The organism is Parvularcula maris, assembly GCF_024505085.1.
In the GTDB taxonomy this organism is placed as follows: Bacteria; Pseudomonadota; Alphaproteobacteria; order Caulobacterales; family Parvularculaceae; genus Parvularcula; species Parvularcula maris.
On the sequence record NZ_JANIBC010000019.1, the window covers coordinates 26336 to 50133 of the forward strand.

Consider the following 23798-nt stretch of genomic DNA (forward strand, 5'->3'; position numbering starts at 1 on the left):
TCAGAGCCCCAGCATGGATTTGGTGATGATCTCGCGCTGCACCTCGTTGGAGCCGCCGAAGATCGAGAGCTTGCGGTAGTTGAAGTAGTCGCTGGCAACAGGGCCTGCGAAGGCGGGACCCACGGGCTCGCCGTTATAGCCTTCCTCGAAGCTCGCCTCGATGAAGGGCCTGGCATAGCTGCCCGCCGCGCGCCGCATGAGATCGCTGATCTCCTGCCTGATCTCGGTGCCTCGGATCTTCAGCATGGAGCTCTCCGCCCCCGGCGCCTTACCGTGGCCCGCCGCGTCCAGGACGCGAAGGTTCGTGGTCTTCATGTTCTCGAGGTCGATCTCGAGCTGCGCCAGGCGTGCGGCGAAGCGGGGGTCCTCGATCAGCGGTTTGCCGTTCCTGAACTGCATGGAGGCCGCCTCCTTCAGCACCTTGAAGGCCGCCATGGAGGCACCCACACCGGCGATGTTGGTGCGCTCATAGGTGAGAAGGTACTTGGCGTAGGTCCAGCCCTTGTTCTCCTCGCCGACAAGGTTCTCCACCGGCACCTTCACATCGGTGAAGAACACTTCGTTCACCTCGTAATCGCCGTCGAGGAGCTTGATCGGCCTGAGTTCGACACCCGGCGTGTTCATGTCGATGAGCAGGAAGGAGATGCCCTCCTGCTTCTTGCCCTCGGAGTTCGTCCGTACCAGGCAGAAGATCATGTTGGCGTGCTGGCCGAGGGTCGTCCAGGTCTTCTGACCGTTGACGATGTAGTGGTCGCCCTCGCGCACGGCCTTAGTCTTGAGGCTCGCAAGATCCGAGCCCGCGCCCGGTTCGGAGTAGCCCTGGCACCACCAGTCCGAGCCATCCAGGATGCGCGGCAGCCAGTGGTTCTTCTGCTCCTCCGAGCCGTATTTCAGCAGCACCGGCCCCAGCATGGAGACCCCGAACGGCACGACGCGCGGCGCATGGGCCATGGCGATCTCGGTCTCGAAGATGAAGCGCTGCATCACGCTCCAGTCCGTGCCGCCGTGCTCCACCGGCCAGTGGGGAGCGAGCCAGCCGCGCTCATGCAGGATGGCGTGCCACTCCTCCATGTCCGCCTTGCTGAGGTGCTGCCCCTTGCGCACCTTGTCGGAGAGGCGCTGGGGCAGCTTCTCCTTCAGGAAAGCGCGGACTTCCTCGCGGAAAGCCTGGTCTTCGGGTGAGAATTTGAGGTCCATGACATGATGCTCCCGGTTCAGGGTTCAGACGATCTCGAATAGCCCGGCCGCGCCCATGCCGCCAGCGACGCACATCGACGCGACCACGAAGCGCGCGCCGCGGCGGCGGCCTTCCAGGAGCGCCGCGCCGACGAGGCGGCTGCCGGTCATGCCGAAGGGGTGGCCGACGGCGATGGCGCCGCCGTTGACGTTGAGCTTCTCCAGGTCGATGCCGAGCTTGCGCTGGCAGTAGAGCGCCTGACTGGCGAAGGCCTCGTTGATCTCCCAGAGGTCGATGTCGCCGACGGAGAGACCCGCCCGGTCCAGGAGCTTCGGCACGGCGAAGACCGGCCCGATGCCCATCTCGTCGGGCTCGCATCCCGCCGCCTGGAAGCCCCGGAAGATGCCCAGCACCTCGCGGCCCTCCGCCTCGGCGGTCTTGCGGTCCATGACGATCTGGGCCGACGCGCCGTCGGAGAGCTGGCTGGCGTTCCCCGCGGTGATGTTCGTGCCCTCCTTCACCTTGAGCCCGTCCCTGAAGACCGGCTTGAGGTTCGAGAGCGCCTCGTAGTTCGTATCGGGACGAATGCCCTCGTCGGCACTGAGGGTCACCGTCTCGCGACCCGCCTCCTGGCCGTCCTTAGCGCGCAGCACCTTCTCCGCCGTGAGCGGAACGATCTCCTCTTCCAGGCGCCCCTCCTTCGTGGCGGCGGCAGCGCGGAGCTGGCTCTGTTCGGCGAAGCGGTCCTGGTCCTCACGGGTGACGCCGTAGCGCTCGGCGACGATCTCGGCGGTCTCGATCATCGCCATATAGGCGTCGGGCTCCGCCTCGCTCACCGTGGGAGAGCGCCAGTGGGGGCCTGCCATGTTCGGCACCATGGTGGTCGAGATCGACTCCCCTCCCCCCGCCAGGATCACATCGGCATCGTCCGCGATGACCGAGCGCGCGGCGAGCGCCACGGCGGTGAGGCCCGACGCGCACTTCCTGTCCAGGGTGAAGGCGGGCACGCTCTTCGGCAGGCCGGCCGTGAAGCTGCTCATCCGCCCGATATTGTAGAACTGAGGACCGTACTGGTTGCCCGTGCCGTAATAGATGTCGTCGATTCGTAGGGGATCGATCCCGGCACGCTCCACGGCGGCGTTCATGGCGTGGGCCGCGAGAACGTCCGGCATCGTCGCGTTGAACGCGCCCCGATGCGCCCGGCCGATGGGCGTGCGGGCCGTGGAAACGATGGCGGCTTCCCTGGTCATGTGTCCGGGCTCCTCTGCAACCTAACAGCTATCGTCCCGTTCTAAGGACGCCGCACCGCTTTGCCAATGGGAGAGCGTTCCGGTTTTTCGAAAAACGCTCTCAAGTCCCATTTATAAACAAATCGTATCCGTGCCGCTTTTAGGAATCGGAAGCGTCAGCCGGTGAACCGCCCGCCCTCCTCGGCCTTCCGCTTCAGAAGCTCCGACAGGGTGAAGCCGTCCTGAAGCCTCGCTTCGTGGCGTTTCAGCCCGGCCAGCACCTCCGCCGCCCCCTGCTGGTCGGCGAAGAACATCGGCCCGCCGCGATAGGCGGGCCAGCCATAGCCGTTGACCCAGACGATATCGACGTCCGAGGCGCGCTGGGCGATGCCCTCCTCGAGGATCTTCGCGCCCTCGTTGATCATGGGGTAGAGGAGGCGTTCGAGGATCTCCTGGTCGCCTATATTTCGCTGCTCGCGGCCGGACCTCTCGGCGAAGCTCGCCACCACCTCCTCGACCTCCGCGGACGGGGCGCCCCGGCGGCTCTCATCGTAGTCGTAGAAGCCCGCGCCGGTCTTCTGGCCGCGCCGGTCCCGCTCGCACAGCACCTCGCGGATGGTGGACGAGGACGTCTTTTCCGGGTCCCAGCCGATATCGAGGCCGGCGAGGTCGGCCATCTGGAACGGCCCCATGGGCAGGCCGAACTCGACCAGCACCCGGTCCACGTCCCAGGGCTTCGCCCCTTCCAGGATCAGGTTGTTCGCCTCCGCCTGGCGCACCGCCAGCATCCGGTTGCCGATGAAGCCGTGGCAGACGCCCGCGACCACGGCGGTCTTCCTGATTTTCTTGGACAGCGCCATCGAGGTCGCCAGCACGCTGTCCGAGGTCTTCTCCCCCCGGACGATCTCGAGAAGGCGCATGATGTTGGCGGGCGAGAAGAAGTGAAGACCCACCACGCTTTCGGGCCTCTTGGTGGAGGCGGCGATCTCGTTCACGTCGAGATAGCTCGTATTGGTGGCGAGGATTGCGCCGTCCTTGGCGATACTGTCCAGCCTGCTGAAGACCTCTTTCTTGATCTCCATCAGCTCAAAGACAGCTTCGATGATGAGGTCGCAGTCCTTGAGGTCGTTCATATCGGTGCTGGGGGTGAGAAGCCCCATGGCTTGCTCGACAGCCTCGGGGCTCATCCGGCCCTTCGCCGCGGTGGCCTCGTAGTTCTTGCGGATGATGCCGACGCCCCGGTCCAGGGGAGCCTGGTCGCGCTCGACCAGGGTGACCGGCAGCCCAGCCGAGAGGAAGTTCATGGCGATGCCGCCACCCATCGTCCCCGCACCGATGATGCCGACCTTCTTCACCTCGATCAGGGGCGTGTCCTTGGGTACGTCGTCGATCTTGGACGCCGCGCGCTCGGCGAAGAAGAGGTAGCGAAGGGCCGCCGACTGCTCGCCCATCATCAGCTTCATGAAGAGCTCGCGCTCTTTTTTCAGGCCCTCCTCCAGGGGAAGCTCCGTCGCCGCCTTCACCGCCTCGATGCAGGCCTCGGGCGCCTCGAAGCCGCGCAGACGCCGGGCGTTGGCGCGGCGGAAATCGTCGAAGACAGAGCCGTCGGCCGTGATCTTGTCGGTGCGCCTGCCCGAGCGGGGAAGCTCCGCGCTCCCCGCCTTGGACCGAGCGAAGGCGATCGCCCTCTGTCTCAGCTCGCTCTCGGGCACGATCTCGTCGACGAGGCCCATGGCCTCGGCCTTCTTCGCCGGGATGGGGTCGCCCTTCACGATCATGCCGAGCGCCGCCTCCACGCCCACCACCCTAGGCAGGCGCTGGGTGCCGCCCGCCCCCGGCAGAAGCCCAAGCTTGACCTCCGGTAGACCGAGCTTCGTGCTTGGGGTCGCGAGCCGGTAGTGCGCGCCGAGCGCCACTTCGAGCCCCCCGCCGAGGGTCGTGCCGTGAAGGGCCGCAACCACGGGCTTGTCCAGCGCCTCGATCGCCTCGATCACCTCGGGCAGCGAGGGGTCCTGAGGCGGCTTGCCGAACTCGGTGATGTCCGCGCCCGCATGGAAGGTCCGCCCGTCACAGGCGATGACCACCGCCGTCACCTCCTGATCCGTCCGCGCCGCCTCGATGCCCCGCAGAATGCCCTCGCGCACCCCGTGGCCGAGGGCGTTGACCGGGGGGTTGTCCGAGACGATGACGAGGACGCCGTCCTCCTTGCTGGTGCTGACGCTCATGACGGCTCTCTCCTCCCGCGCTACGCCGCGCACCCATACCGCTTCTTCGAACGGGCTAGCATCTGCCGGACGGCTCGTGCTGGTGCGCTTTCGTTGATCCGCCTCCCTGATAGCGATAGGCTGGCCGGAAACAAACCGTTCTTTTCAAAAGGTGGCGGCTGGGATGGAGACGACGACGAGCGGCGGCTGGCCGCAGATGAGCTTGGACGAGGTGCGCGCCAGGCTCTGCGGTCCGGGCGCCACCTTCGAGACGGAGACGGCGGATATACGCGGCATCCCGACGCGCGTCTGGAAGAACGGCCCGAAAACCCTGCCGGACCTCCTGCGCCATGCCGCTGGGCACGGCGAGGCGACCTTCCTCGTTCTGGACGGGGAGCGCGTCAGTTTCGCCGCCTTCGCCGCCGCCTCGGCGCATCTGGCCGAAGCGCTGGCAGGGCGCGGCATCGGCCGGGGGGACCGTGTCGCCCTAGCCATGCGCAACCTGCCGGAGTTTCCGGTCGCCTTCTTCGCTATCGTCAGCCTGGGTGCTATCGTCGTTCCGCTCAACGCCTGGTGGACGAGGGGGGAGCTTCTTTTCGGCCTCAAGGACTCAGGCGCCAAGCTCCTCCTCTGCGACGCCGAGCGCTGGGACGTGCTGGAGCGGGGGGCCGGTGTCGATACGCTGGTCTGCCGCGCCGGGGGGACGGTCCCCGAAGGCTCAGCCCTCGAAGCGCTGATCGGCCCGCCCTCGAGCTGGGCCGCGCTGCCCCCGAAACCCCTGCCAGACGTCGCGATCGAGCCCGACGACCACGCCACGATCTTCTACACGTCGGGCACCACGGGCAAGCCGAAGGGCGCCCTCGGCACCCATCGCAGCTCCGTCACCAATGTCATGTCGTCCGCCTACGCCGCCGCGGCCAAGCATATGAGGCGCGGAGAGGAGCCACCCGAACCGACTCCCAAATCGACGCTCCTGACCATCCCCCTCTTCCACGTCACCGCCTGCAACGCGCGCATGATGATCAGCCTCTATGCTGGCTACAAGATCGTCCTGACACGGAAATGGGACCCGACCGAGGCGTTCCGGCTCATCGAGCGTGAGCGGATCACCCATGCGGGCGGCGTCCCGGCCATCGCCTGGAGCCTGATCGAGCATCCGGAACGAAAGAACCACGACCTCAGCTCCCTGGAGGCCATCGCTTACGGCGGCGCCCCCGCCGCGCCCGAGCTCGTGCGTAAGATCAAGGAGATGACCGGGTGCGAGCCGGGGTCAGGCTGGGGGATGACGGAGACCTCGGGCACCGTCACCATTCACGGGGCGGAGGACTATCTTCACCGCCCCGAAAGCTGCGGCCCCCCTGTCCCGGTGGCCGAGCTTAGAATCATGAGCCTCGATGGTGAGCGAGAGATGCCCGTGGGCGAGGACGGGGAGCTCTGGGTCAAGGGGCCGATGGTGGTCGAGGGCTACTGGAACGATGCTGATGCCACCGCCGAGACCTTCAAGGAGGGCTGGCTCAAGACCGGCGATGTCGCCCGCCTCGACGAGGAGGGGTTCTGCACCATCGTCGACCGGGCCAAGGACGTCATCATCCGCGGCGGCGAGAACATCTACTCCATCGAGGTGGAGAACTGCCTCTACGAGCACCCTGGCGTGGTCGAGGCCTGCGTCGTTCCCCTGCCCCACCGCACCCTCGGCGAGGAGCCGGCGGCGGCCGTCTTTCTGGCGGAAGGGCAGCATACGACGGAGGCGGAGCTTAGGGCATGGACGGCCGAGCGCCTCGCCGCCTTCAAGGTGCCCGTCGCCATTCGGACCCGGAAGGCCCCCCTCCCCCGAAACGCCAACGGCAAGGTGCTCAAACCGGTCGTCAGGGCCGAGTTGGCCCAGGAGCTCGGGCGCGGCGAAGGAGCGGGCTGAAAGAAGGCCTACAAAGGTGACGCAGCGTGCCGAGGAATGATACAGCGGGGATATGACGACCGGGATCGAAGCTCAAAAGCAGTCACAACGCTTCGAGAAGAAGCGGGCGCTCATCGTGGGTGCGGCGACGGCGATCATGAACGCCCACGGCGTCAAGGGCATGACCCTGAGCAAGGTGGGCCAGGCCATCGACCTCAACACCACCAGCGTGACCTACTACTTCAAGCGCAAGGAGCTCCTCGCCGAGGCGATCCTGGAAGATGCGATCGAGCGCTATCTGGCCCTCGTCGACGCCGCCGCCGACGAACAGGATGCGGAAGCGCGGATCAGGCGCCTGGTTTGGGACTGCCTCAGCCTCTTTGCCGCCATCAGGTCGGAGGAGGCCCCCCCGATCGCCAACCTCTCGCACCTTCTCGCCCTCGACGAGCCGACACGCAGCTCGCTTCTCAAGCGCTACCTCCACCTCTTCCGAAACCTAAGGGCGCTTATCTGGGGCGATCCCCAGGCCGATAAAAGCCTGGTGACGGCGAGAACCCAGGTCTTGATGGAGAACCTCTTCTGGAGCCAAGCCTGGTTGCCCCGCTACTCGCTCGGGGATTTCGAGCGGGTGGCCGGACGGCTCGTGGAGGTGCTGACCGGGGGCGTCGCAGCTTACGGCGCGACCTACACGCCGCAGATCCTGACCCTCGACCAGCCGAGCAACCTCGCCGACAAGAGCGCGATGAACGAGGCGTTCCTGCGCTCGGCCACCATCATCATGAACGAGCGCGGCTATCGCGGCGCCTCGGTGGAGAGGATCACCCGAGAGCTGTCGGTGACCAAGGGCAGCTTCTACCACCATCTCAGCTCGAAGGACGATCTGGTGCTCGCCTGCTTCGACCTCAGCTACACCCGCGTCTCCCTCGCCCAGCGCGCGGCGCAGCAGGCCGGAGGAAGCTATCTGCAGCGTCTGACGGCGGCGATCTCGACCCTGCTGCACATCCAGTTCTACGGGGAGGCCCCGCTGCTGCGCACCACCGCCCTCTCCGCCCTGCCATGGCCTTTGCGGGGAGAGGCGATCGAGCGCTCGAACCGGATGGCCCGCCGCTTCGCCGGTATGCTGATCGACGGCATCACCGAGGGCTCGGTCAGGCCCATCGACCCCCTCATCGCCTCCCAGAGCATCATGGCCGCCCTCAACACCGCCTTCGAGATGAGGCGCTGGGCGGCGGCTCAGCCTCCGGAGAAGGCGATCGGAACCTACGGCTCGATCGTCATGAGGGGCATTCTTCCGCAGACCGACTAGCTTTTGATCTCAGGGTCTTCGGCCTGCGTGAGGAGCTGCTGCGCGAGGCTCCTCTACGCAGCGCAAGAGCACGACGAGCGCAGCGCCGGTCGCCATCGCCGTCAGAACAAAGACGAAGGTCAGCCCTGCCATGGCAGCGACGCCTCCGAAGAGGAGCGGGCCGATCGCCGCCATGCTCGTCTCCGCCGAGGTGGAGAGCGCCAGGCGCATCGGAACCTCCCTCGCCGAGCCGAACTCGAGCGCCAGCGACGGCGCGCCGATCATGAAGCCGGACATGCCAGCGCCGAAAGCGGCGAAGGCGAGAAGAACCTGCCAGACCTCGCCGGCACTCAGGATCAGGGCCATCCCCAAGGTCCAGAGGAGGCCTGTGCCGATCATCACCGCGCGGTAGCCGCGCTTGTCGCCGATCCGTCCCCAGACGAGATTGGCCAGCGTGTCCGAACCGAGAAAGACCAGGGAGAGAAGCCCCAAGGTCGTCCCGTCAAGTTCGACGACCTCAGCAGCGTAGATCGTGGCGAAGGGCATGGCCACACGCCCGTTGGTCAGAAGCATCTGCGCCGAGACGAAGAACCGAAAGCTTCGGTGCCGGAGAAGATCGGGAAACTGCCTGATCCGCCGTAGCACGCTCTGACGCTCGGCGACCACCGGTGCGTTCGGCTCACGGATCATCACGTAGAGGACGGAGAGGCCGATGGTGGTCAGCACGAAGCTGATCAGGAACGTCGCGGCGTAGCCGTTGCCGAGCACGTTCCGCTCGATGATCTCCCGCCCGGCATAGTAGGATAAGAGCGCCGCGACCGCCCCTCCCAGAAGGTTGCGGCCGGCCTGAAGGCCCCCGCGCCGCTCCACGGGGATGACCTTCGCCATCAGCATCTGGAACGCCACCCGCTGCGCGCCGAGATAGTAGCCGAACAGGGCGAGGAAGAAGAGGCAGCTCAGAACCTGCCAGCGGCCTTCGAGAAGGATACCCGAAAGACCGAGCCCCAAGATGGCGACGCGCATCATCCAGCCGATCGAGATGGCGACGGGCAGCACCCGGCGGCGGTGCTCGACGGCGGAGGCGCCCACGATCGGCGAGACGACGGCGCCCATCTGCAACAGCGCCTGGCCTAGTCCGACCACGAACACCGACTCGGTCAGGACGAAGAGATAGGCGGGTACGAAGGTCGGCGCCAGGATGAGCCGGAAGCCGGTCATGCCGAAAACACCGTGGACGAACTGGGCGATGTAGTTCGCCGTCAGATGATCCCGGACCTGCCGACGGTAGCCAGCTTCATCCGGTATCTCATCCTCTTCGGCGCGGCGAAGCCGGACCACGCTGAAACGTCTAAACGGCAAGTTCGGTCTTTCGTACAAATTGAGGCGTACAGACGAAAAACCCCCCGCCGGTGCAGGCGGGGGGATGGTTCTTCGGTTAGGCGACGATAGGGAGGTTTAGAAACCGACGTCCAGGCCGAAGTAGAACAGGCGCCCGCGCGGGTCGTGCACCTTGGAGTCGTAGCCCGCATTGGTGAAGACCTGCGGCGGCTCCTCGTGGGTCAGGTTGCGGACACCCGCATAGAGCTGGACCAGTTCGTCCCGCTGCAGCGCCTCACCGAGATTGAAGGCGTAGCGAAGATCGACGCGGCCATCGCTGTCGACGGTCCGGCCGGGGTTCTGGTCATCGTCATAACCGTCGATATAGCGGTAGAAGACGTTCGCGCTGTGCAGACCGGTGTTCCACTCCAGACCCAGATTGAAGCGCAGTTGCGGCGTCGGAGAGCCGAAATTGCGGAAGTTGCGGTTCCCTGCACCGTCCACGTCGCCGAGGAAGGGATCCTGAAGGTCGTAGGTGTCGATGTACGTACCGACGAAGCTCGGGTTGAACTCGCCGATCGGTGTATCGAACGTGTAGTATGCGGAGAAGTCGAAGCCGGACGTCTCCACCGAGTTGGCGTTGAAGCGCTCGACGAAGATCAGGGTGATCTGACCGGCTTCGTTGCGCAGGATCTGCTCGCCGTTCGGATCGGCATCGACCAGGCCCTGATAGTTCTGAACCGTGATGACGTCTTCGAAGTTGTAGTCGAAATAGTCGAGGTTCAGGACGAGGTTGTCGATGGGCTCGAAGGTGACGCCGAAATTGTAGGCGCGGCTCTCTTCGGGCCGTAGGTTCTCCGCACCCGTGGCGCGCACGCCGACGAAGACGTTGCCGCCGATATTGGGGTCGAACACCTGGTTGAGCGCGGTGGCGAGGCCGAAGCGTTGGAACACCGTCGGTGTGCGGAACGACGTCGAGTAGGTGGCGCGCATGGACAAGCGGTCCGTGGGCCTGAACAGGAGGCCTACCTTGGGATCGAGGGTGTTGCCCAGATCGCCGTAGTCCTCGTAACGCAGCGCGAGGGAGAGGTCGAGGCTCTCCGCCAGCGGAACGCTCGCCTCACCGAAGACGGCGTAGACGTCCTGCTCGTTCGCATAGGGACGAGCACCGATCAGGAAGCCGAACCCGTCATTGGTGCCGATCTCGTCGTAGCGGGCGTCACGCTCTTCGAGCCGGTACTGCGCACCGAGGGCCACGGCCACCGGTCCGGCGGGTAGCTCGAAGAGGTTGGTGGTGACCGAGGCGTCGATCACGGTCAAGGTCGAGGAGAGATCCTGGAAGTAGTCCTCGATCAGGTAGTCGAAGAGCTCGGGCGAGTTCGCCTGAGCGGGGTCCAGAAGTGAGGTGGCGAAGGGGTTGAAGAACTGGTCGGCCACCCCCTGGTCCGCAGCGATCGCAGCGGCGTTGTCGCAGTAGCCCTCGCCGAAGATCGCGTCGCCCAGCGCCTCCTGGAAGCCCAGGAGCGAGCACTGGAAGCGGTCGGTCACCACGTCAGGCGTGGTCACGGTGGCGTCGTTCTCGGCCCTGACGAAACCGATCTCCCAGTAGCCGTTGTTGAAGGCGTCGCCGGTGAGGCGCGAGCTGATCCGCAGCGTCTCGTTGGTGAAGGCGTTGCCAGCGGGCTCGCCTCCGGTGCCGCTGGGACGGCCGAGCCAGCCCACATTAGTGCCGTAGATATTGAACGGGTTCGCCGCGGGCACGACCAGCGATTGCAGGAAGGGATAGGTCGGCGAGTTGTTCCTGGTCGCCTCATTGTCGGCGTAGCCGATCGACGCGGTCCAGTCGATCGTGTCCGAGAGCTGAGCGTCGATGCGTCCGTAGATGTTGAGACGCTCCTCATTGGCCACATGAGCGTAGAAGTCGCCGAAGTCGAAGCGGCAGAGACCGATGGTGCCGGCGGGCGTTGTCGGCCCGAGCACCTGCTCGATGCCGCCGACCTCGGAGCAGCCCGTCGGGTCGATGACCGGAAGCGGCGCCCCGGTGGCCGGGTTGACCACACCTGGCACGTAGAACGAGCCGGGGTTGCCGACATTCGAGGTGTCGTCCTCCACGCGGCTGAGGCGGCGCTCGGCGGTCGTCAGGTCGGAGCGGTCGAGATAGCTCGCGGCGATCATCACCGAGCCGCCGCCGAAGGTCTTACCGAACAGCCCCTGGACGAGGTACTCGTCGTACTGACCATCCTTGGGGTGGTTGAGATAAGTGCCGGAGAACAATGCCCCGTCGAAATTCTTGCGGGTGATGAAGTTCGCCACACCGGCCACGGCGTCGGAGCCGTAGATGGCCGAAGCGCCGTCCTTCAGGATCTCGAGCCGCTCCACCGCGATCAGGGGCACGAGGGACGCCGTATCGACGAAGTTGACGCCTGCATTGTTGGCGACCGCCGTCTGCACCTGGCGCTGACCATCGAGAAGCACGAGGGTGGCGCCAAGGCCGAGGCCGCGCAGGTTGATGTTCTCCGTACCCGTGGTCTGCGCCTGGGTGAAGGCGTCGGGATTGTTCTCCGCACCCGTGTTGATGGTAAGTGTCTGGGTCAGGTCGCCGATATTGAAGGCGCCGACATCGGCGATCTCCTCGGAATCGAGGCTCGTCAACGGCGATACGGAATCTTCCTGACCTTGCCGTAGCCGGCTCCCGGTCACCACGATCTCGTCGGTGATGACGACCTCTTGGGCATAGGCCGGTGCGGGCACGTAGGCCGCAGCAGCAAGGGTGATTACGGCTGTCGAGCCGAAAAGTGCTTTCTTCATCATGGGTCCTCCCTACGAACGCTCCTCTGCCGGGACCGTACCGTTCGTTCAGTTCATACCGTTTTTAGAAAACCGTCAACAGCCCTGGACCGCGAACGAGTCGAGGAGCCTCTTTTTCAGCAAGAACGGCTGCGACCGTTGCCGATATGCCATAGCTACGCGCCCGATCCGGCGCCCGCGCGGGCATACATACCGTGATTACCAAAATATTGACCGAGGCCCGAATTCCGTCTCTGAGCCCTTGGCAAGCCCCAGCGAACCGGCGACAACATCGGCGCCATACTATGTTTTCGAGGAGAGCCACGATGTCCGAAGCGCTCAAAGAGGTCGAGGCGGGTAAGAGCTTCGACTGGCGCGATCCCTTCCACCTGGAAGAGCAGCTCACGGAAGAGGAGCGCCTGGTCAGCGAGAGTGCCCGTGCCTACTGCCAGGACAGGCTGATGCCGCGGGTGATCGAGGCGAACCGCGAAGAGCATTTCGACCGCGAGATCCTGCGCGAGATGGGCACTCAAGGGCTTCTGGGTGCCACGGTGGCGGAGGAGTACGGGGGCGCGGGGGCGAGCCATGTCTGCTACGGCCTGATCGCCCGTGAGGTGGAGCGGGTGGATTCGGGCTACCGCTCGGCCATGTCGGTGCAGTCCTCCCTCGTCATGTATCCCATCGAAGCCTTCGGCGACGAGGCGCAGAAGAAGCGCTTCCTGCCGGGCCTTGCCAGAGGCGAGCTCGTGGGCTGCTTCGGCCTGACCGAGACCGATGGCGGCTCCGACCCCGGCGCCATGAAGACGACGGCGAAGAAGGCGGATGGCGGCTATATCCTGAACGGCTCGAAGATGTGGATCTCCAACTCCCCCATCGCCGACCTCGCCGTGGTCTGGGCCAAGCTCGACGGCGACATTCGCGGTTTCGTGGTCGAGCGGGGAACGGAGGGTTTCTCGACGCCGAAAATCGGCGGCAAGCTCTCCTTGCGCGCCTCGGTCACCGGGGAGATCGTGCTCGAGGACGCCTTCGTGCCCGAGGAGAACCTGCTACCGAATGTCCGCGGTTTGAGGGGGCCGTTCTCCTGTCTCAACAAGGCGCGCTACGGCATCTCCTGGGGAGCGATGGGCGCGGCGGAGTTCTGCTGGCACGCAGCCCGTCAGTACGCCCTCGACCGGGTGGTGTTCGGCAAGCCCATCGCCGGCACCCAGCTCGTCCAGAAGAAGCTCGCCGACATGCAGACCGAGATCGCCCTTGGGCTCCAGGGCTCTCTCCGGCTCGGCCGCCTCCTCGACGAAGGCGCCTATGTGCCCGAGACCATCAGCCTGATGAAGAGGAACAACTGCGGGAAAGCCCTCGATATCGCCCGCACGGCCAGGGACATCCACGGCGGCAACGGCGTGTCGGAAGACTACCATATCCTCCGCCATGCGATCAATCTGGAGACCGTCAACACCTATGAAGGCACCCACGACATCCACGCCCTGATCCTGGGAAGAGCGCAGACAGGGCTTCAGGCGTTCTTTTAGCGCTTGTATTGTTTGTAAGCAGGCGGAGATGTGAGCGCTACTGCTTCCTCCTCCCCCTCAGCCTGCCGGCAGCTCCCCCTTTAGAGGGGGAGCAAAAAGGAGAGCGGCGTTGGTTCTGCCTCCCTCCCCTACGCAGTGGGGGAGGTGCCCGTACGGGCTTCGGAGCTGGTTCGCCGTCAGGCGAAACAGAAGGTCCGGGGGACCTTCTGTAAGCGTAGAAGGCTGCGGCAGCAGCGCAAAGGGGGCAGCTACGTTTGTACGAGACACAAACGCTTTACGCTCAAGCTAGGGTCCGCCCCTATCATAGGTTCTGTACTGAGCGGTTTTCACCATTCGGCGAAGACACGCGGAACGATGGATCGCCCCCGGCGTTGACCACCTGAGATAGCGACGAGGTGGTGAGATGCGCGCTCTAGTCTGGCACGGAAAGAACGACATACGCTGCGATACGGTCGACGATCCTAAGATTGAAGCGCCCACCGATATCGTCCTCAAGGTGACCGCCACCGCCATCTGCGGCTCCGACCTCCATCTTCTGGACGGCGTGGTCCCAAAGATGAAGGAGGGCGACATTCTCGGCCACGAGTTCATGGGCGAGGTCGTGGAGGTCGGCTCCGAGGTGAGGCGCCTCAGGATCGGCGACCGGGTGGTGGTCCCCTTCACCATCTCCTGCGGGCATTGCTGGTTCTGCGAGCGGGAGCTGTTCTCTCTCTGCGACACCACCAACCGCACGGCCGAGAACGCGCGCCAGGCCATGGGCCACGCCCCTGCGGGCATCTTCGGCTACAGCCACCTCACCGGCGGGTATCCCGGCGGCCAGGCGGAGTATGTCCGTGTGCCCCACGCCGATGTCGGCCCGGTCAAGGTGGAGAGCGGGCTGGCGGACGAGAAGGTGCTGTTCCTGTCCGACATCTTCCCCACGGGCTGGCAGGCGGCGGAGAACGCGATCGCCCAAGAAGGCGACACGGTGGTGGTCTGGGGCTGCGGCCCGGTGGGCCTCTTCGCCATCCGCTCGGCCTGGATGCAGGGCGCCGGCAGGGTCATCGCCATCGACAACGTGCCCGAGCGCCTCGCCCTCGCCGAGAGCTACGGCAAGGCGGAGGTGATCGACTTCTCCAAGACCGACCCGAAGGAGGCGCTGGACGAGATGACCGGCGGGCGCGGACCCGATGCCGGGATCGACGCGGTGGGCGCGGAGAGCCACGGGCACAATTTCGGCGCCTCCGTCGCCGAGGCCATCGAGCTTCACACCACCGGCGCCCACGACCGTCCCCACGTCCTAACCGAGATGGTCAAATGCGTGCGCAAGGGCGGCATCCTCTCCGTGCCCGGCGTCTACGCCGACATGACGGTCTTCCCCATCGGCCCCTTCATGAACAAGGGCATGACCATGAAGACCGGCCAGACTCACATGCAGCGCTACCTCAGCCCGCTTCTCGAACGGGTGGAGAAGGGCGAGATCGACCTCTCCGAGATCATCACTCACCGTGGCGGCCTCGATCACGGACCGGACTTCTACAAAACCTTCCGCGACAAGAAGGACGGCTGCGTGAAATGCGTCATGGCACCCGCCGTGTAGCAGCACCGCTTACGGCTCGGGCCTCTCGCCCTGATAAGGGGGTAAGTTTCGAACGATGGTGAGGTGAAGCTCGGCCAAGGAGGGACCGCCTCCTCATCTCTCCCTCGGGAGAGAGAGGTAACTGAGCCGAAGGCTGAGACAGGCGCTTCCCGAACGGGAGACTACGGCAGCAGCCTCGGTCCGGCCGTTTCGGCAAAGTCGAGCGCCGTCTCCAGTTGGCGGTCCCGGCCTGCCGCCACCTCGGCGGCCGTGTTGGCCACGAAAAGGTTCGGCACGACGCCGATCCCCTCCCAGGACCGGCCATTCGCATCGCGGAGGACGTTGGACGGCACGCCGAACACCCAGCCCTCGCCGAGGGCGACGGGGAAAGTGTCCGCCATCGCGCCTGCCGTCGTCTCGCCTAGGATGGTCACATGCGGAAAGGCGCGCATCATGATCGCGAAGTTCTCGGCAGCGCTGATCGTGCGGTCGTTGACGAGAACGAAGATCGGCACCCTTAGCGCACCAGGGACAGGCCCTACGTGCCAGGGCTGCGGCCCGCCTAGCACATCCTCCCCCGGTAGACGCTCTTCGGAGGTCATCACCAGACGCCGTTCATCCGCGAACCGGGCGGCCAGCATCCGGGCCACCGCGTCCGAACCGCCCCCGTTCTGGCGGACATCCACGATGACGGCGGGCGCATCGGCGAAGGCCCTCGCGATCTCGTCCGCCGCCGCCTCGCTGGTGGTGGGGTACTTGAAACTATCCACCTTCAGATAGCCGATCCCGCCGCGCAGCATGCCGTAGCGCATCGTGCCGCCCGCTAGAACGGTGAGGCCGCCTTGGGCATAGGCGCTCTCGATCAGCTCCATGGAGAAGGTGCCGACGTCGAAGCTTCCAGTCCCCAGGCTCTTCCCGCCGGAGCGTGCGAACCGGCCCGCCTCCGTATCGCGCACCGTCACATGGACGTCGTTGAGAAGGTCCGTCACGCTCTCGAACACCGAGAAGAGCTCCGCCCTCGTCGTGTTTTCCGAGACCTGCGGCCGGTAGACATCGTAGACCTTGTCCCAATCGACGCCCTTCACCTCGAACAGTGCGTAGCGCTCGTCGTAGAGCGTCCAGAAGGCGTCGAAGTCGGCCTCGGGATCGAAAGCGTTCTGCTCTGCCAAGGCGCTGCCCATGAGGGCCAGCGCACCGAGCAAGATGATGAGGCCCCTCATGGCTGGGCCTGCTCCATGATGGCGGAGATCATGTCCTCGCCGTTCCGGCCGTTGGTCAGGATGACGTAGCCCTCGCCCGTTGCGGGCAGGAACGCGGCCAGGCTGCGGTACTCGTCATTGTTCCCGGTATGCATGGCGATCTCGTCCGGGCCGAGCTGCAGCATGACCCAGCCGAGACCGTAGGATGCAGGACCGGGCATCATGCCCTGGGGCAGCGGTGCCTGGGGCCGAAGCATGTCCGCCTGCATGGCCTCGCTCAGTCCCTCTCCCCTGCAGACCTCGTCCAGGAACCGTGCGTAGTCCCCCGCGGTCGTGACGAGCCCCCAGGCCGCGCCGGTCCGGTGGGGGGTGAGGTAGAGGCTGCGGCTGCTGCTCCCGTCGCTCGCCGACACATAGCCCCTGGACGATGTCGCCTGCCCCCGAAGCGTGCCGTCGACGCTGGAGTTCGGCATAGCGGCGCCAAGCCGGTCCTCGAACAGCTCCTGGAAGGTGCGCCCGCTCTTCGCCTCCACATAGGCGCGGAGGATCTCGAAGGCTTCGCCCGAATAGCTGTACGCCTCGCCGGGCTCGCTCTCGAAGGAGATCGCGTCGGTCCGGTCCTCGTCCTGGCTGTCCCCTGCCCAGTTGGGCATGCCGGTGCGGTGCGTCAGGATCATGCGGGGGGTGACCTTGGCGAAGGCCTCCCTGTCCTCGACCCTCGGCGCGGGGAAGGGCGGCAGGGGCTGATCGAGGTCGATGACCCCCTCATCGGCGAGCTGCAGCACGAGATAGGCGAAGAGCGGCTTGGTCAGCGATGCGGCTTCGAAAGCCGTGTTGGCCGTCACGGGCTCGCTGGTCTGAAGGTTCGCGCTGCCGACCGCGGTCACCCCATCGGGTTCGCATCCGGTGAGGGTGGCGAGGGCCATGCCCGGCACGTCGAAGGCGCCGAGAAGCTCCTCGAAGACCGGTTTGGGCGGCAGCCTGTCCGCCGTCCTTCCGGCGGGGGCGGCGGCTTCGGTAGGCACGGCGTCCTGCGCGCTGACGCAGGCGGCCAGGGACAGGTTCAAGGCGCCGAGCGCGGTGGCCAGTAGAAGGCGGGTCGTGGGGGTCATCGCTTCTCTCCGTTACGGGGCGGGCTGCCCCTTGCTGCGTCGAGACTGCCCCAAACGGCTTCCTGGCGTCTCCGCAGGGGCGAAAGAAGACGGGCGGTTTCGAAATTGCCCGCCTTTTTTCGCTTTCGCTTGCCGCGATAGGCGCAGGAGGCGAAGGTGCGCGGCGCCGCCGACGGACCCCCTCCCCCATGCTGCTGCTTCAGGCCGCGCTCTGCTTCTCCGCGAACACCCTCATGCTGCTTCTCGCGGTCCTGTTCCTGCGCGACGCCAGGCACCTCGTCGCCGCTCGGCTCGGCGCCGTGCTGTTCATCGGTTCCGTGGGCTACTCGCTGAACCTGCTCTCGGGTCCGCTCAGGCTCCCCTCCCCCCTCTACGAGGCGGCGGCCCTGGCCAATGTGCCGACGCTGGGGCTCAGCCTTCTCTTCTGCCGGGCGCTTCTCCTCGATGGTTTCAGGATGGACGGAAGGGCCTGGCTCGCCCTCTTCCTGACCAGCGTTCTGATGCTGCTCGCCGCAAGGCCGCTGCTCGGCATGCCGACGGCGGGACAAGCGATCGCCAACGGGCTGCTCGGCGCGGCGGGCCTCGCCGTCATCGCTCACCTCCTCTGGATCGCAGCCACCGGCTATCGCGGGGACCTGGTCGATACGCGACGCCGCGTGCGGATCGGCGTCGTCGTCTTCGCTCTCCTCAACGCGCTCGCCGTGAGCGTGGTCGAGCTTCGCGGCATGTCGGTTGTCGTCGAGGGGCTCGTCTTCGATACCGGAACGCTGGTGCTCTGCCTCGTGATCCTGCTGTGGATCCTGCGCACCGAGCCCGAGCGGTTCTTCTCTTTGCCGGCGGAGGAGGAGCACGCCGCTCCTCCACCGGCGCCCTCACCGCGCCAGCACGCAGCGCAGAACAAGCTGCTCGCCGCGATGGAAGAGGAAGCCGCCTGGCGAGACGAGACGCTGACCATCGCAAGCCTCGCCGAGCGCATCGACGTGCCTGAGCACCAGTTGCGTGCACTGATCAACAAAGGCATGGGCCACCGCAACTTCGCCGCCTTCCTGAACGGCTACCGGCTAGCCGAAGCGAAGACGCGGCTTGCGGATCCGCAGGAAGCGGCGACCCCCATCCTGACGATCGCGATGGAGTCCGGCTACAGAACCCTCTCCACCTTCAACCGCGCCTTCAAGACCCATGAGGACGAGACCCCATCGGCGTTCCGGCGACGCATGCTGCAGGGAAGGTAGAGCCGCGGAAGCCACCCGTACCCAGCGAACGAGCGCGATAAAGGCCGATACAGAAGGGAAGAATAGTGGAGCGGGCGATGCGCTACAAACAATCACCTATATCATAATGATATCATTGCCTTAGCTAGTGTCGCTGCATCAGAAAATGTAGCAAAAAACGAGAATTTTCTGTAGCAAAATCTGGTGTCCTCCGGATGATCAGGAGGGCGACTTAAGTTTGCAGTTCAGCGCTATCAGGACAGCCTACACATGTTTCGCGCTCTCCTCCTACCGCCTCCAGAGAGCGTCACCGACAGCCAGCGACAGCTGCCTGGCTCTATCGCTAAGCTCATCGCTGATGGAGGTCGTGCAGGAACGAAGCGCGGGGCGGAGGGCTTCCAGAGCATCGTCGTGAAGGCTTTTGAATCTTCACGAGCGAGCATTCTTCGCCAGCCATACCGGTTACCTGCAGGACCGTTAGTGCAACACCTCTTCTTCTTCGCCCAGCATCGTTCAAATTGCCCGCCTTGGAGAAGTAGGGTGAAACATCTGTGCACTCGACCCCTCAGTCCTCGAGGATGTTGCGCCGCCGAAGTTGGCTACGTCTCGTCGCGCATGACAAGAGGGGACTATCGTGCGCGAAAAGGCGTGTTCCGGGAACAGCAAGAGAGCGAAAATCGCCGTATCGCCTCTAAGCGCTGACAGCGACTCAAAAGTCGCGACCTCGCCTCAGCCCTTGACGTGGTATTTCGTGCTTCATCGCAAACGACCCCAATTTCCGGACGCCGCATCCTGCGGATGATGTCTGCGTTGACCTCATGCCACATGAAGCATTTACGTTCCATATATTCCAAGCTGGAGGTAAGCCATGGGCATCGTCAAGGCTCCGGGGAACTGCACGATGAGGTGAGGCGGGCGAGTTCGGTGATGTGCCGCTCGATCAACGCTCAGGGCGAATTCTGGATGAAGATTGGCATGCTGGCCGTGGCTCATCCAACCCTCTCCTACAACGAGCTGCTCAAGATGCAGTTGGACGAAGCGGACGTCGGATCCAACCAAATCAGGGTGGCATGAATGGTCAGGACGCCCGAAGAACTCGACCTCATGCGGATCTCGGGGAAGCTCCTTGCCTCCGTCTTCGACACGCTCGACCAGGAAGACCTGACAGGCCTGTCAACCATGCAGATCAACGATCTCGTCGACCGGTTCATCACCAATGACCTGCAAGCCCGCCCGGCGAGCAAAGGTCAGTACGACTACGCATATGTCCTTAATTGCTCTGTGAACAATGTGGTTTGCCACGGCAAGCCGAGCGACTCCGCCGTCCTGAGGTCGGGCGACATCGTCAATCTCGACGTCACGCTGGAGAAGAACGGCTTTATCGCGGACTCCAGCAAAACCTATGTGATCGGCGAGGTGCACGCCAGAGCCCACCGACTGGTCCGCGCCGCCGAGGGTGCGATGTGGAGCGGCATTAAGCAGGTCCGACTGGGCGCGACACTCGGCGACGTCGGCTATGCCATCCAGCGGTTCGCTCGCAAGCAAGGCTACGCTGCCGTCAGAGAATATTGCGGGCACGGCATAGGGCGGGAGATGCACGAGGAGCCGCAGGTACTAAATTACGGGCAAGCGCGGCCAGGGTTTGACGCTCCGAGAGGGCATGGTGTTCACCGTCGAGCCGATGGTCAATGAGGGGTCGCGCAAACCGAAAACCCTCGATGATGGTTGGACGGTCGTCACTGAGGACGGAAAGCTCTTCGCGCAGTTCGAGCATGCCGTCGCGGTAACGAAGACCGGTTTTGAAGTGCTGACCCTACGCAAGAACGAGGCGCTACCGCGAGCTTGGGCGAGCGACGCGAAGAGTCTGACGTGCTTGTCCGGCTTGTAGATTGACGGAACGAGCCCTAACGGTATGCTCAAAATGCAAACGTCCTGGTAAAAAAGCAGACGGCAATGTCACGGTAACCTCCGGCTCCCATGCGCGCGACCATGACTTTACTGTCTTACAAGCGTCACCGTTTCTCGCCTGTGGTCATCGCCCATGCGCTGTGGCTGTATCATCGTTTCCCTCTGTCGCTACGGCACATCGAGGAGATGCTGTTGGCTCGTGGCATTCAGGTTTCCTATGAAACTATCCGCCGATGGTCTGCTAAGTTCGGCCCCGAAGTGGCTAAGTCGGTTCGGCGCCGTGCGCCCCGGCAGGGCGACGTCTGGCATCTCGATGAGATGCAGGTGAAGATCGGCGGCAAGCCGTACTGGCTTTGGCGTGCGGTCGATGCGGAGGGCTACGTCCTTGATGAGGTCGTCTCTGTAAGCCGCGATCAGAAGCAGGCTCGCCGTCTTCTCGTCCGGTGCCTGAAGGCGCAAGGCTGGCGGAAGCCGAAGCAGATCGTGACCGACAAGTTGAGGTCCTACAGCGCCGCCCTTCGCGAGCTCATGCCCTCGGTTCGGCACCTCTCCCACAAGGGCCTGAACAACAGGGCCGAGAACAGCCACCGCCCCTTACGGCGACGAGAAAAGATCCATCAGCGGTTCCGATCACTAGGCACTCCGCAGCGCTTCACCGCCTCCTTGTCCGCCCTCCAGAACCTCTTCTACATCCCAACAAGAAAACGCACTGTCCTTGGACGACATATCGCAAAACTGAACGCCTTCGCCGAACTCAGAATCGTCCTTAGGTCGAGGTTCAGCCAATCGCTTCGGGGCCAAGGCAATACAGCGCCTACCGACGATCTTCGCCCGTTGATATGACATTGCCGGTCAAAGGGGTGAGGTAGCCGCACCGCTTACCTCGAACTCGGTGAGGAAGGTGTAGAGCGAGGCTGCGGCGTTAGCCGATCGGGGCGTTGCCAGACCAGTACGATATTCGGCTTCCAGAGTCACGAACGATGCCGCGGCCGGCAGCTCGTACTGCCGCTTGGCGACGATCTTGAACCCGTGCCCGGTCGAGCTCGCGAAACGCTGGGGATCGGCCAGCACGAGAAGCGCCGGCGTCCTCGCTGGTGCCCCGACGCGCCTGTAGGGAGAGCGCTCCATGCGCACTGCCAGCTCAGTCGGCGGAACCGGACCGGGTAGCAGAGGCCGCTCGTAGTCGGTCAGCGGGTTCTCCGCCACTAGCGCTCCGAAGGGAGGCTCGTCATCGACGGACAAGGCCACACCGAGAGACGAGGTCCACCCGGCTGCGATCATCACGACCGGGCCATCTGCATCACCTTGCAGCTCCCCGATCGCGGCCTTCACCTTGGGAAGGACTTCCTCCTGCGCCGAAAGCTCAGCCACGCTTCTCGCAAACGGAGAGGGTTTCGGCACGACCATCATGGCCGCTCGCCCACCGCGGTCGAGGTGGTGACGCAGGAGATGGGGTAGATGGGTGCCGAGGGCCTTTTCGGGCGCATCGGTCAGCATGAGAAGGAGCTGCGATCCCTCTGCCGAGGCACCGGCGGTGAGCACCGGAAAATCGCTTCCACTCCGCTCGATATCGGTACTGCCCTGCCCGGTACTGATGGTCCGCACGGAAAGCGTCTGCAGATTGGCGATCTGGCTCGTGCGCGCACCAATAAGATCAGTGAACTGCAAGGTGACGAAGGGCTCCGCTGCTGATGCCCCCACATAGGTCAGGGTGGGACCGTCGGGCACGGGCAAACCGCCCAGCAAACTGCCTGTCAGGGAGTAGACGTCGAGGGAGGTGGCAGGTGCCGCATCATTCGCCACCAGCAGCGCCCCGCCCGCAAGCCAAGCCCGCCTGACGCCCTCGGACCTTGCGAAGGAGAGGATCTTGGTCCAGTCGCGAGGAAGAGGTTTCGACGGATCGGTGCTGACGATCCGGCTGCCATTCTCGTCTTCGATCAGGAGAAAGAGGTCCCTTCCCGCCTCACCAAGAAAAGCGGCCCTCCCCTGGATCGGCTGGAACAACGGGTTGAAGCCCTGCCTGCCGATCGCGTGACCAAAGATCGAGGTGGTGCCCCTACTCGGATCGACAAAGCTCGCCACCAGCAACCCTCCGTCACCGGCCAAGGCCAACTGGTGGTCACCGCCTGGTACCGCGACTGCGCTCGCCGCGACCTCATCGAGCGCTGAGGGCGTGCCCAGTATATGCTTCTTGATCTCCACCAGTGTCGGAGACGCAGCCATGCTGTAGAAAAGCGCCTCCCCTGCTCCGTCCCACAACAGCACCGTCCCGGCGGAGGCCGGCACCGCATCGCGAAGAAGGCGGCCTTCTGTCAGATCGGCGAAACGCACGAAGGTTCCTGCCTCGCTGCTTGTCAGATAGGCCGCCAACGTGCCGCTCTGATTGACGGCCCAGCGCTTAACCGTTCCGGTTTCGAGCGGCAGGGGCAACTGCCCCTCCCCGCCTAACCCGCCCGTGAGCGGAGAGACCTCGAAGGCTAGGCTTCCATTCTCAGCGGAGCTTAGATGGACGATCTGCGTATCACGCACCGTGGGCTGATGAATCGTCCAGCGGCGCGCCAGGGCGAGAACGTCTTCATAGGTGTTTTCGCCGCTGCGCTCCCTCAGCGCTTTCTGTGTAAACTCGGACTGGCCCTCCGCCCACCGGCGGACCTGCGGATCCGCCGCCACCGAAATATGAAGCCAGTCATAAGGATCGTGGGACACAGCCCCGGTCTCGGGCTCCAACGCTTCGAGCCGCTTGGTGACGGGGTAGTCGAAGGGTTCGGCATCACGCTCGGATGGCCGCTCCCCGCTACCGCAAGCCGCAAGACAGAGCAGTAGACACGCAACAAGGGGCCTGCCGGGGGAAAAACGCATCACTTGATATCCGAACCAAGAAACGCAGTGGGACCACGCGGCCCCGCTGCCTTCGTACCTCTACCCCTAATTTCCGCCCAAGGCCCCGGCCGTGGTCGTAAAGTCGATATAGGACCAGCCGGACGTGTTGCCGCTGACATCCGCGCCGCGGCCGCCGAGCACCCTCAACCTGAAGCGGGTGCTCTCTGGCAGCACGTTGACGGGGCTGACGGTCAGGATGGTCCCATCGACGCTGAGCGATGTGCTGACCGGCAGGTAGCCGCCGCTGGTGTAGTTGTAGAGGTCCACCATGTTGTCGGTCGTCGTCTCATCGAGGCGCTCGTCGAAGGTCAGGACGAGGAGCGGGCTCGTGCTGATCCCGGCCTGCTCGTCGGTCGGGTTCGAAGCCGACAGACGCGGCCCGACGAAATCAGGCTCATCGCCCGTCACGAAGCTCCGCACCACCGCCGTTTCCAACACGTTTCTCGCCATATCCGAGACACCAGCAGCCACTCTCACATCATATCCTTCGTTTTGTTGGAGGAGTGTTTTG

The 23798-nt window shown here is 64.7% G+C and carries 15 protein-coding genes and 2 pseudogenes; 8 read left to right on the forward strand and 9 right to left on the reverse strand.

What is annotated here, in order from left to right; translation table 11 throughout:
* From NOG11_RS13875 to NOG11_RS13885, 3 genes are all read right to left on the reverse strand, one after another.
* On the reverse strand, window positions 1-1197 hold the full coding sequence (locus NOG11_RS13875) for an acyl-CoA dehydrogenase family protein (protein WP_256620392.1): 1197 nt from the start codon (window positions 1195-1197) through the stop codon (window positions 1-3).
* 24 nt (window positions 1198-1221) lie between these two features.
* Entirely contained in the window at window positions 1222-2427 is a 1206-nt protein-coding gene (locus tag NOG11_RS13880) for a thiolase family protein (RefSeq protein ID WP_256620393.1), read from the reverse strand.
* A gap of 155 nt (window positions 2428-2582) precedes the next feature.
* Window positions 2583-4631 carry a 3-hydroxyacyl-CoA dehydrogenase NAD-binding domain-containing protein gene (locus tag NOG11_RS13885; protein WP_256620394.1) on the reverse strand — a complete coding sequence of 683 codons (2049 nt, stop codon included), beginning with the start codon at window positions 4629-4631 and terminating at the stop codon, window positions 2583-2585.
* Window positions 4632-4794: 163 nt separating this feature from the next.
* On the opposite strand from NOG11_RS13885, the gene NOG11_RS13890 reads away from it, so the two are divergent.
* A complete protein-coding gene (locus tag NOG11_RS13890; RefSeq protein WP_256620395.1) occupies window positions 4795-6525 on the forward strand; it encodes a class I adenylate-forming enzyme family protein in 1731 nt (576 codons plus the stop codon).
* Between the two features lie 52 nt (window positions 6526-6577).
* Window positions 6578-7810: a TetR/AcrR family transcriptional regulator gene (locus NOG11_RS13895; protein WP_256620396.1), complete on the forward strand. Its 1233-nt coding sequence runs from the start codon at window positions 6578-6580 to the stop codon at window positions 7808-7810.
* 9 nt (window positions 7811-7819) lie between these two features.
* Here the strand turns inward: NOG11_RS13895 and NOG11_RS13900 are convergent, their stop codons facing one another.
* Together NOG11_RS13900 and NOG11_RS13905 are read right to left on the reverse strand one after the other, a co-directional pair.
* Entirely contained in the window at window positions 7820-9148 is a 1329-nt protein-coding gene (locus NOG11_RS13900; RefSeq protein WP_256620397.1) for an MFS transporter, read from the reverse strand.
* A gap of 96 nt (window positions 9149-9244) precedes the next feature.
* Window positions 9245-11914: a TonB-dependent receptor domain-containing protein gene (locus NOG11_RS13905; protein WP_256620398.1), complete on the reverse strand. Its 2670-nt coding sequence runs from the start codon at window positions 11912-11914 to the stop codon at window positions 9245-9247.
* Between the two features lie 305 nt (window positions 11915-12219).
* On the opposite strand from NOG11_RS13905, the gene NOG11_RS13910 reads away from it, so the two are divergent.
* Both NOG11_RS13910 and NOG11_RS13915 read left to right on the forward strand, forming a co-directional pair.
* Window positions 12220-13419, forward strand: a complete 1200-nt coding sequence (locus NOG11_RS13910; RefSeq protein WP_256620399.1) for an acyl-CoA dehydrogenase — start codon at window positions 12220-12222, stop codon at window positions 13417-13419.
* 403 nt (window positions 13420-13822) lie between these two features.
* Window positions 13823-14998: a zinc-dependent alcohol dehydrogenase gene (locus NOG11_RS13915; protein ID WP_256620400.1), complete on the forward strand. Its 1176-nt coding sequence runs from the start codon at window positions 13823-13825 to the stop codon at window positions 14996-14998.
* Window positions 14999-15159: 161 nt separating this feature from the next.
* Here the strand turns inward: NOG11_RS13915 and NOG11_RS13920 are convergent, their stop codons facing one another.
* Together NOG11_RS13920 and NOG11_RS13925 are read right to left on the reverse strand one after the other, a co-directional pair.
* Window positions 15160-16197, reverse strand: a complete 1038-nt coding sequence (locus tag NOG11_RS13920) for a S41 family peptidase (RefSeq protein WP_256620401.1) — start codon at window positions 16195-16197, stop codon at window positions 15160-15162.
* Window positions 16194-17288, reverse strand: coding sequence for a serine hydrolase domain-containing protein (locus NOG11_RS13925; RefSeq protein WP_256620402.1), 1095 nt, complete (start codon window positions 17286-17288; stop codon window positions 16194-16196). Before NOG11_RS13925 ends, NOG11_RS13920 begins: the two co-directional genes overlap by 4 nt.
* 188 nt (window positions 17289-17476) lie before the next feature.
* Here NOG11_RS13925 and NOG11_RS13930 point away from each other — a divergent pair, with 188 nt between their 5' ends.
* From NOG11_RS13930 to NOG11_RS13950, 4 genes and pseudogenes are all read left to right on the forward strand, one after another.
* Window positions 17477-18520: a helix-turn-helix domain-containing protein gene (locus NOG11_RS13930; RefSeq protein ID WP_256620403.1), complete on the forward strand. Its 1044-nt coding sequence runs from the start codon at window positions 17477-17479 to the stop codon at window positions 18518-18520.
* Between the two features lie 847 nt (window positions 18521-19367).
* Window positions 19368-19573: pseudogene (locus NOG11_RS13935) on the forward strand (ParD-like family protein).
* Window positions 19574-20387: pseudogene (gene map, locus NOG11_RS13940) on the forward strand (type I methionyl aminopeptidase).
* 89 nt (window positions 20388-20476) lie between these two features.
* Window positions 20477-21250 (forward strand): IS6 family transposase, encoded by a 774-nt coding sequence (locus NOG11_RS13950; protein ID WP_256620407.1) that lies wholly within the window; start codon window positions 20477-20479, stop codon window positions 21248-21250.
* A gap of 9 nt (window positions 21251-21259) precedes the next feature.
* Here NOG11_RS13950 and NOG11_RS13955 read toward each other — a convergent pair whose 3' ends face one another.
* Together NOG11_RS13955 and NOG11_RS13960 are read right to left on the reverse strand one after the other, a co-directional pair.
* A complete protein-coding gene (locus NOG11_RS13955) occupies window positions 21260-23266 on the reverse strand; it encodes a beta-propeller domain-containing protein (RefSeq protein WP_256620408.1) in 2007 nt (668 codons plus the stop codon).
* Between the two features lie 66 nt (window positions 23267-23332).
* Window positions 23333-23798: Ig-like domain-containing domain (locus tag NOG11_RS13960; protein WP_256620409.1), on the reverse strand; the 466-nt coding region annotated here is incomplete at its 5' end.

Bases quoted from the DNA above. Each gene is read 5' to 3' on its own strand.
- NOG11_RS13880 (WP_256620393.1), bottom strand. From the start codon at position 2,427: ATGACCAGGGAAGCCGCCATCGTTTCCACGGCCCGCACGCCCATCGGC.
- NOG11_RS13910 (WP_256620399.1), top strand. From the start codon at position 12,220: ATGTCCGAAGCGCTCAAAGAGGTCGAGGCGGGTAAGAGCTTCGACTGG.
- NOG11_RS13875 (WP_256620392.1), bottom strand. From the start codon at position 1,197: ATGGACCTCAAATTCTCACCCGAAGACCAGGCTTTCCGCGAGGAAGTC.
- NOG11_RS13930 (WP_256620403.1), top strand. From the start codon at position 17,477: ATGCTGCTGCTTCAGGCCGCGCTCTGCTTCTCCGCGAACACCCTCATG.
- NOG11_RS13920 (WP_256620401.1), bottom strand. From the start codon at position 16,197: ATGAGGGGCCTCATCATCTTGCTCGGTGCGCTGGCCCTCATGGGCAGC.
- NOG11_RS13915 (WP_256620400.1), top strand. From the start codon at position 13,823: ATGCGCGCTCTAGTCTGGCACGGAAAGAACGACATACGCTGCGATACG.
- NOG11_RS13905 (WP_256620398.1), bottom strand. From the start codon at position 11,914: ATGAAGAAAGCACTTTTCGGCTCGACAGCCGTAATCACCCTTGCTGCT.
- NOG11_RS13955 (WP_256620408.1), bottom strand. From the start codon at position 23,266: ATGCGTTTTTCCCCCGGCAGGCCCCTTGTTGCGTGTCTACTGCTCTGT.
- NOG11_RS13885 (WP_256620394.1), bottom strand. From the start codon at position 4,631: ATGAGCGTCAGCACCAGCAAGGAGGACGGCGTCCTCGTCATCGTCTCG.
- NOG11_RS13925 (WP_256620402.1), bottom strand. From the start codon at position 17,288: ATGACCCCCACGACCCGCCTTCTACTGGCCACCGCGCTCGGCGCCTTG.
- NOG11_RS13950 (WP_256620407.1), top strand. From the start codon at position 20,477: ATGCGCGCGACCATGACTTTACTGTCTTACAAGCGTCACCGTTTCTCG.
- NOG11_RS13895 (WP_256620396.1), top strand. From the start codon at position 6,578: ATGACGACCGGGATCGAAGCTCAAAAGCAGTCACAACGCTTCGAGAAG.
- NOG11_RS13890 (WP_256620395.1), top strand. From the start codon at position 4,795: ATGGAGACGACGACGAGCGGCGGCTGGCCGCAGATGAGCTTGGACGAG.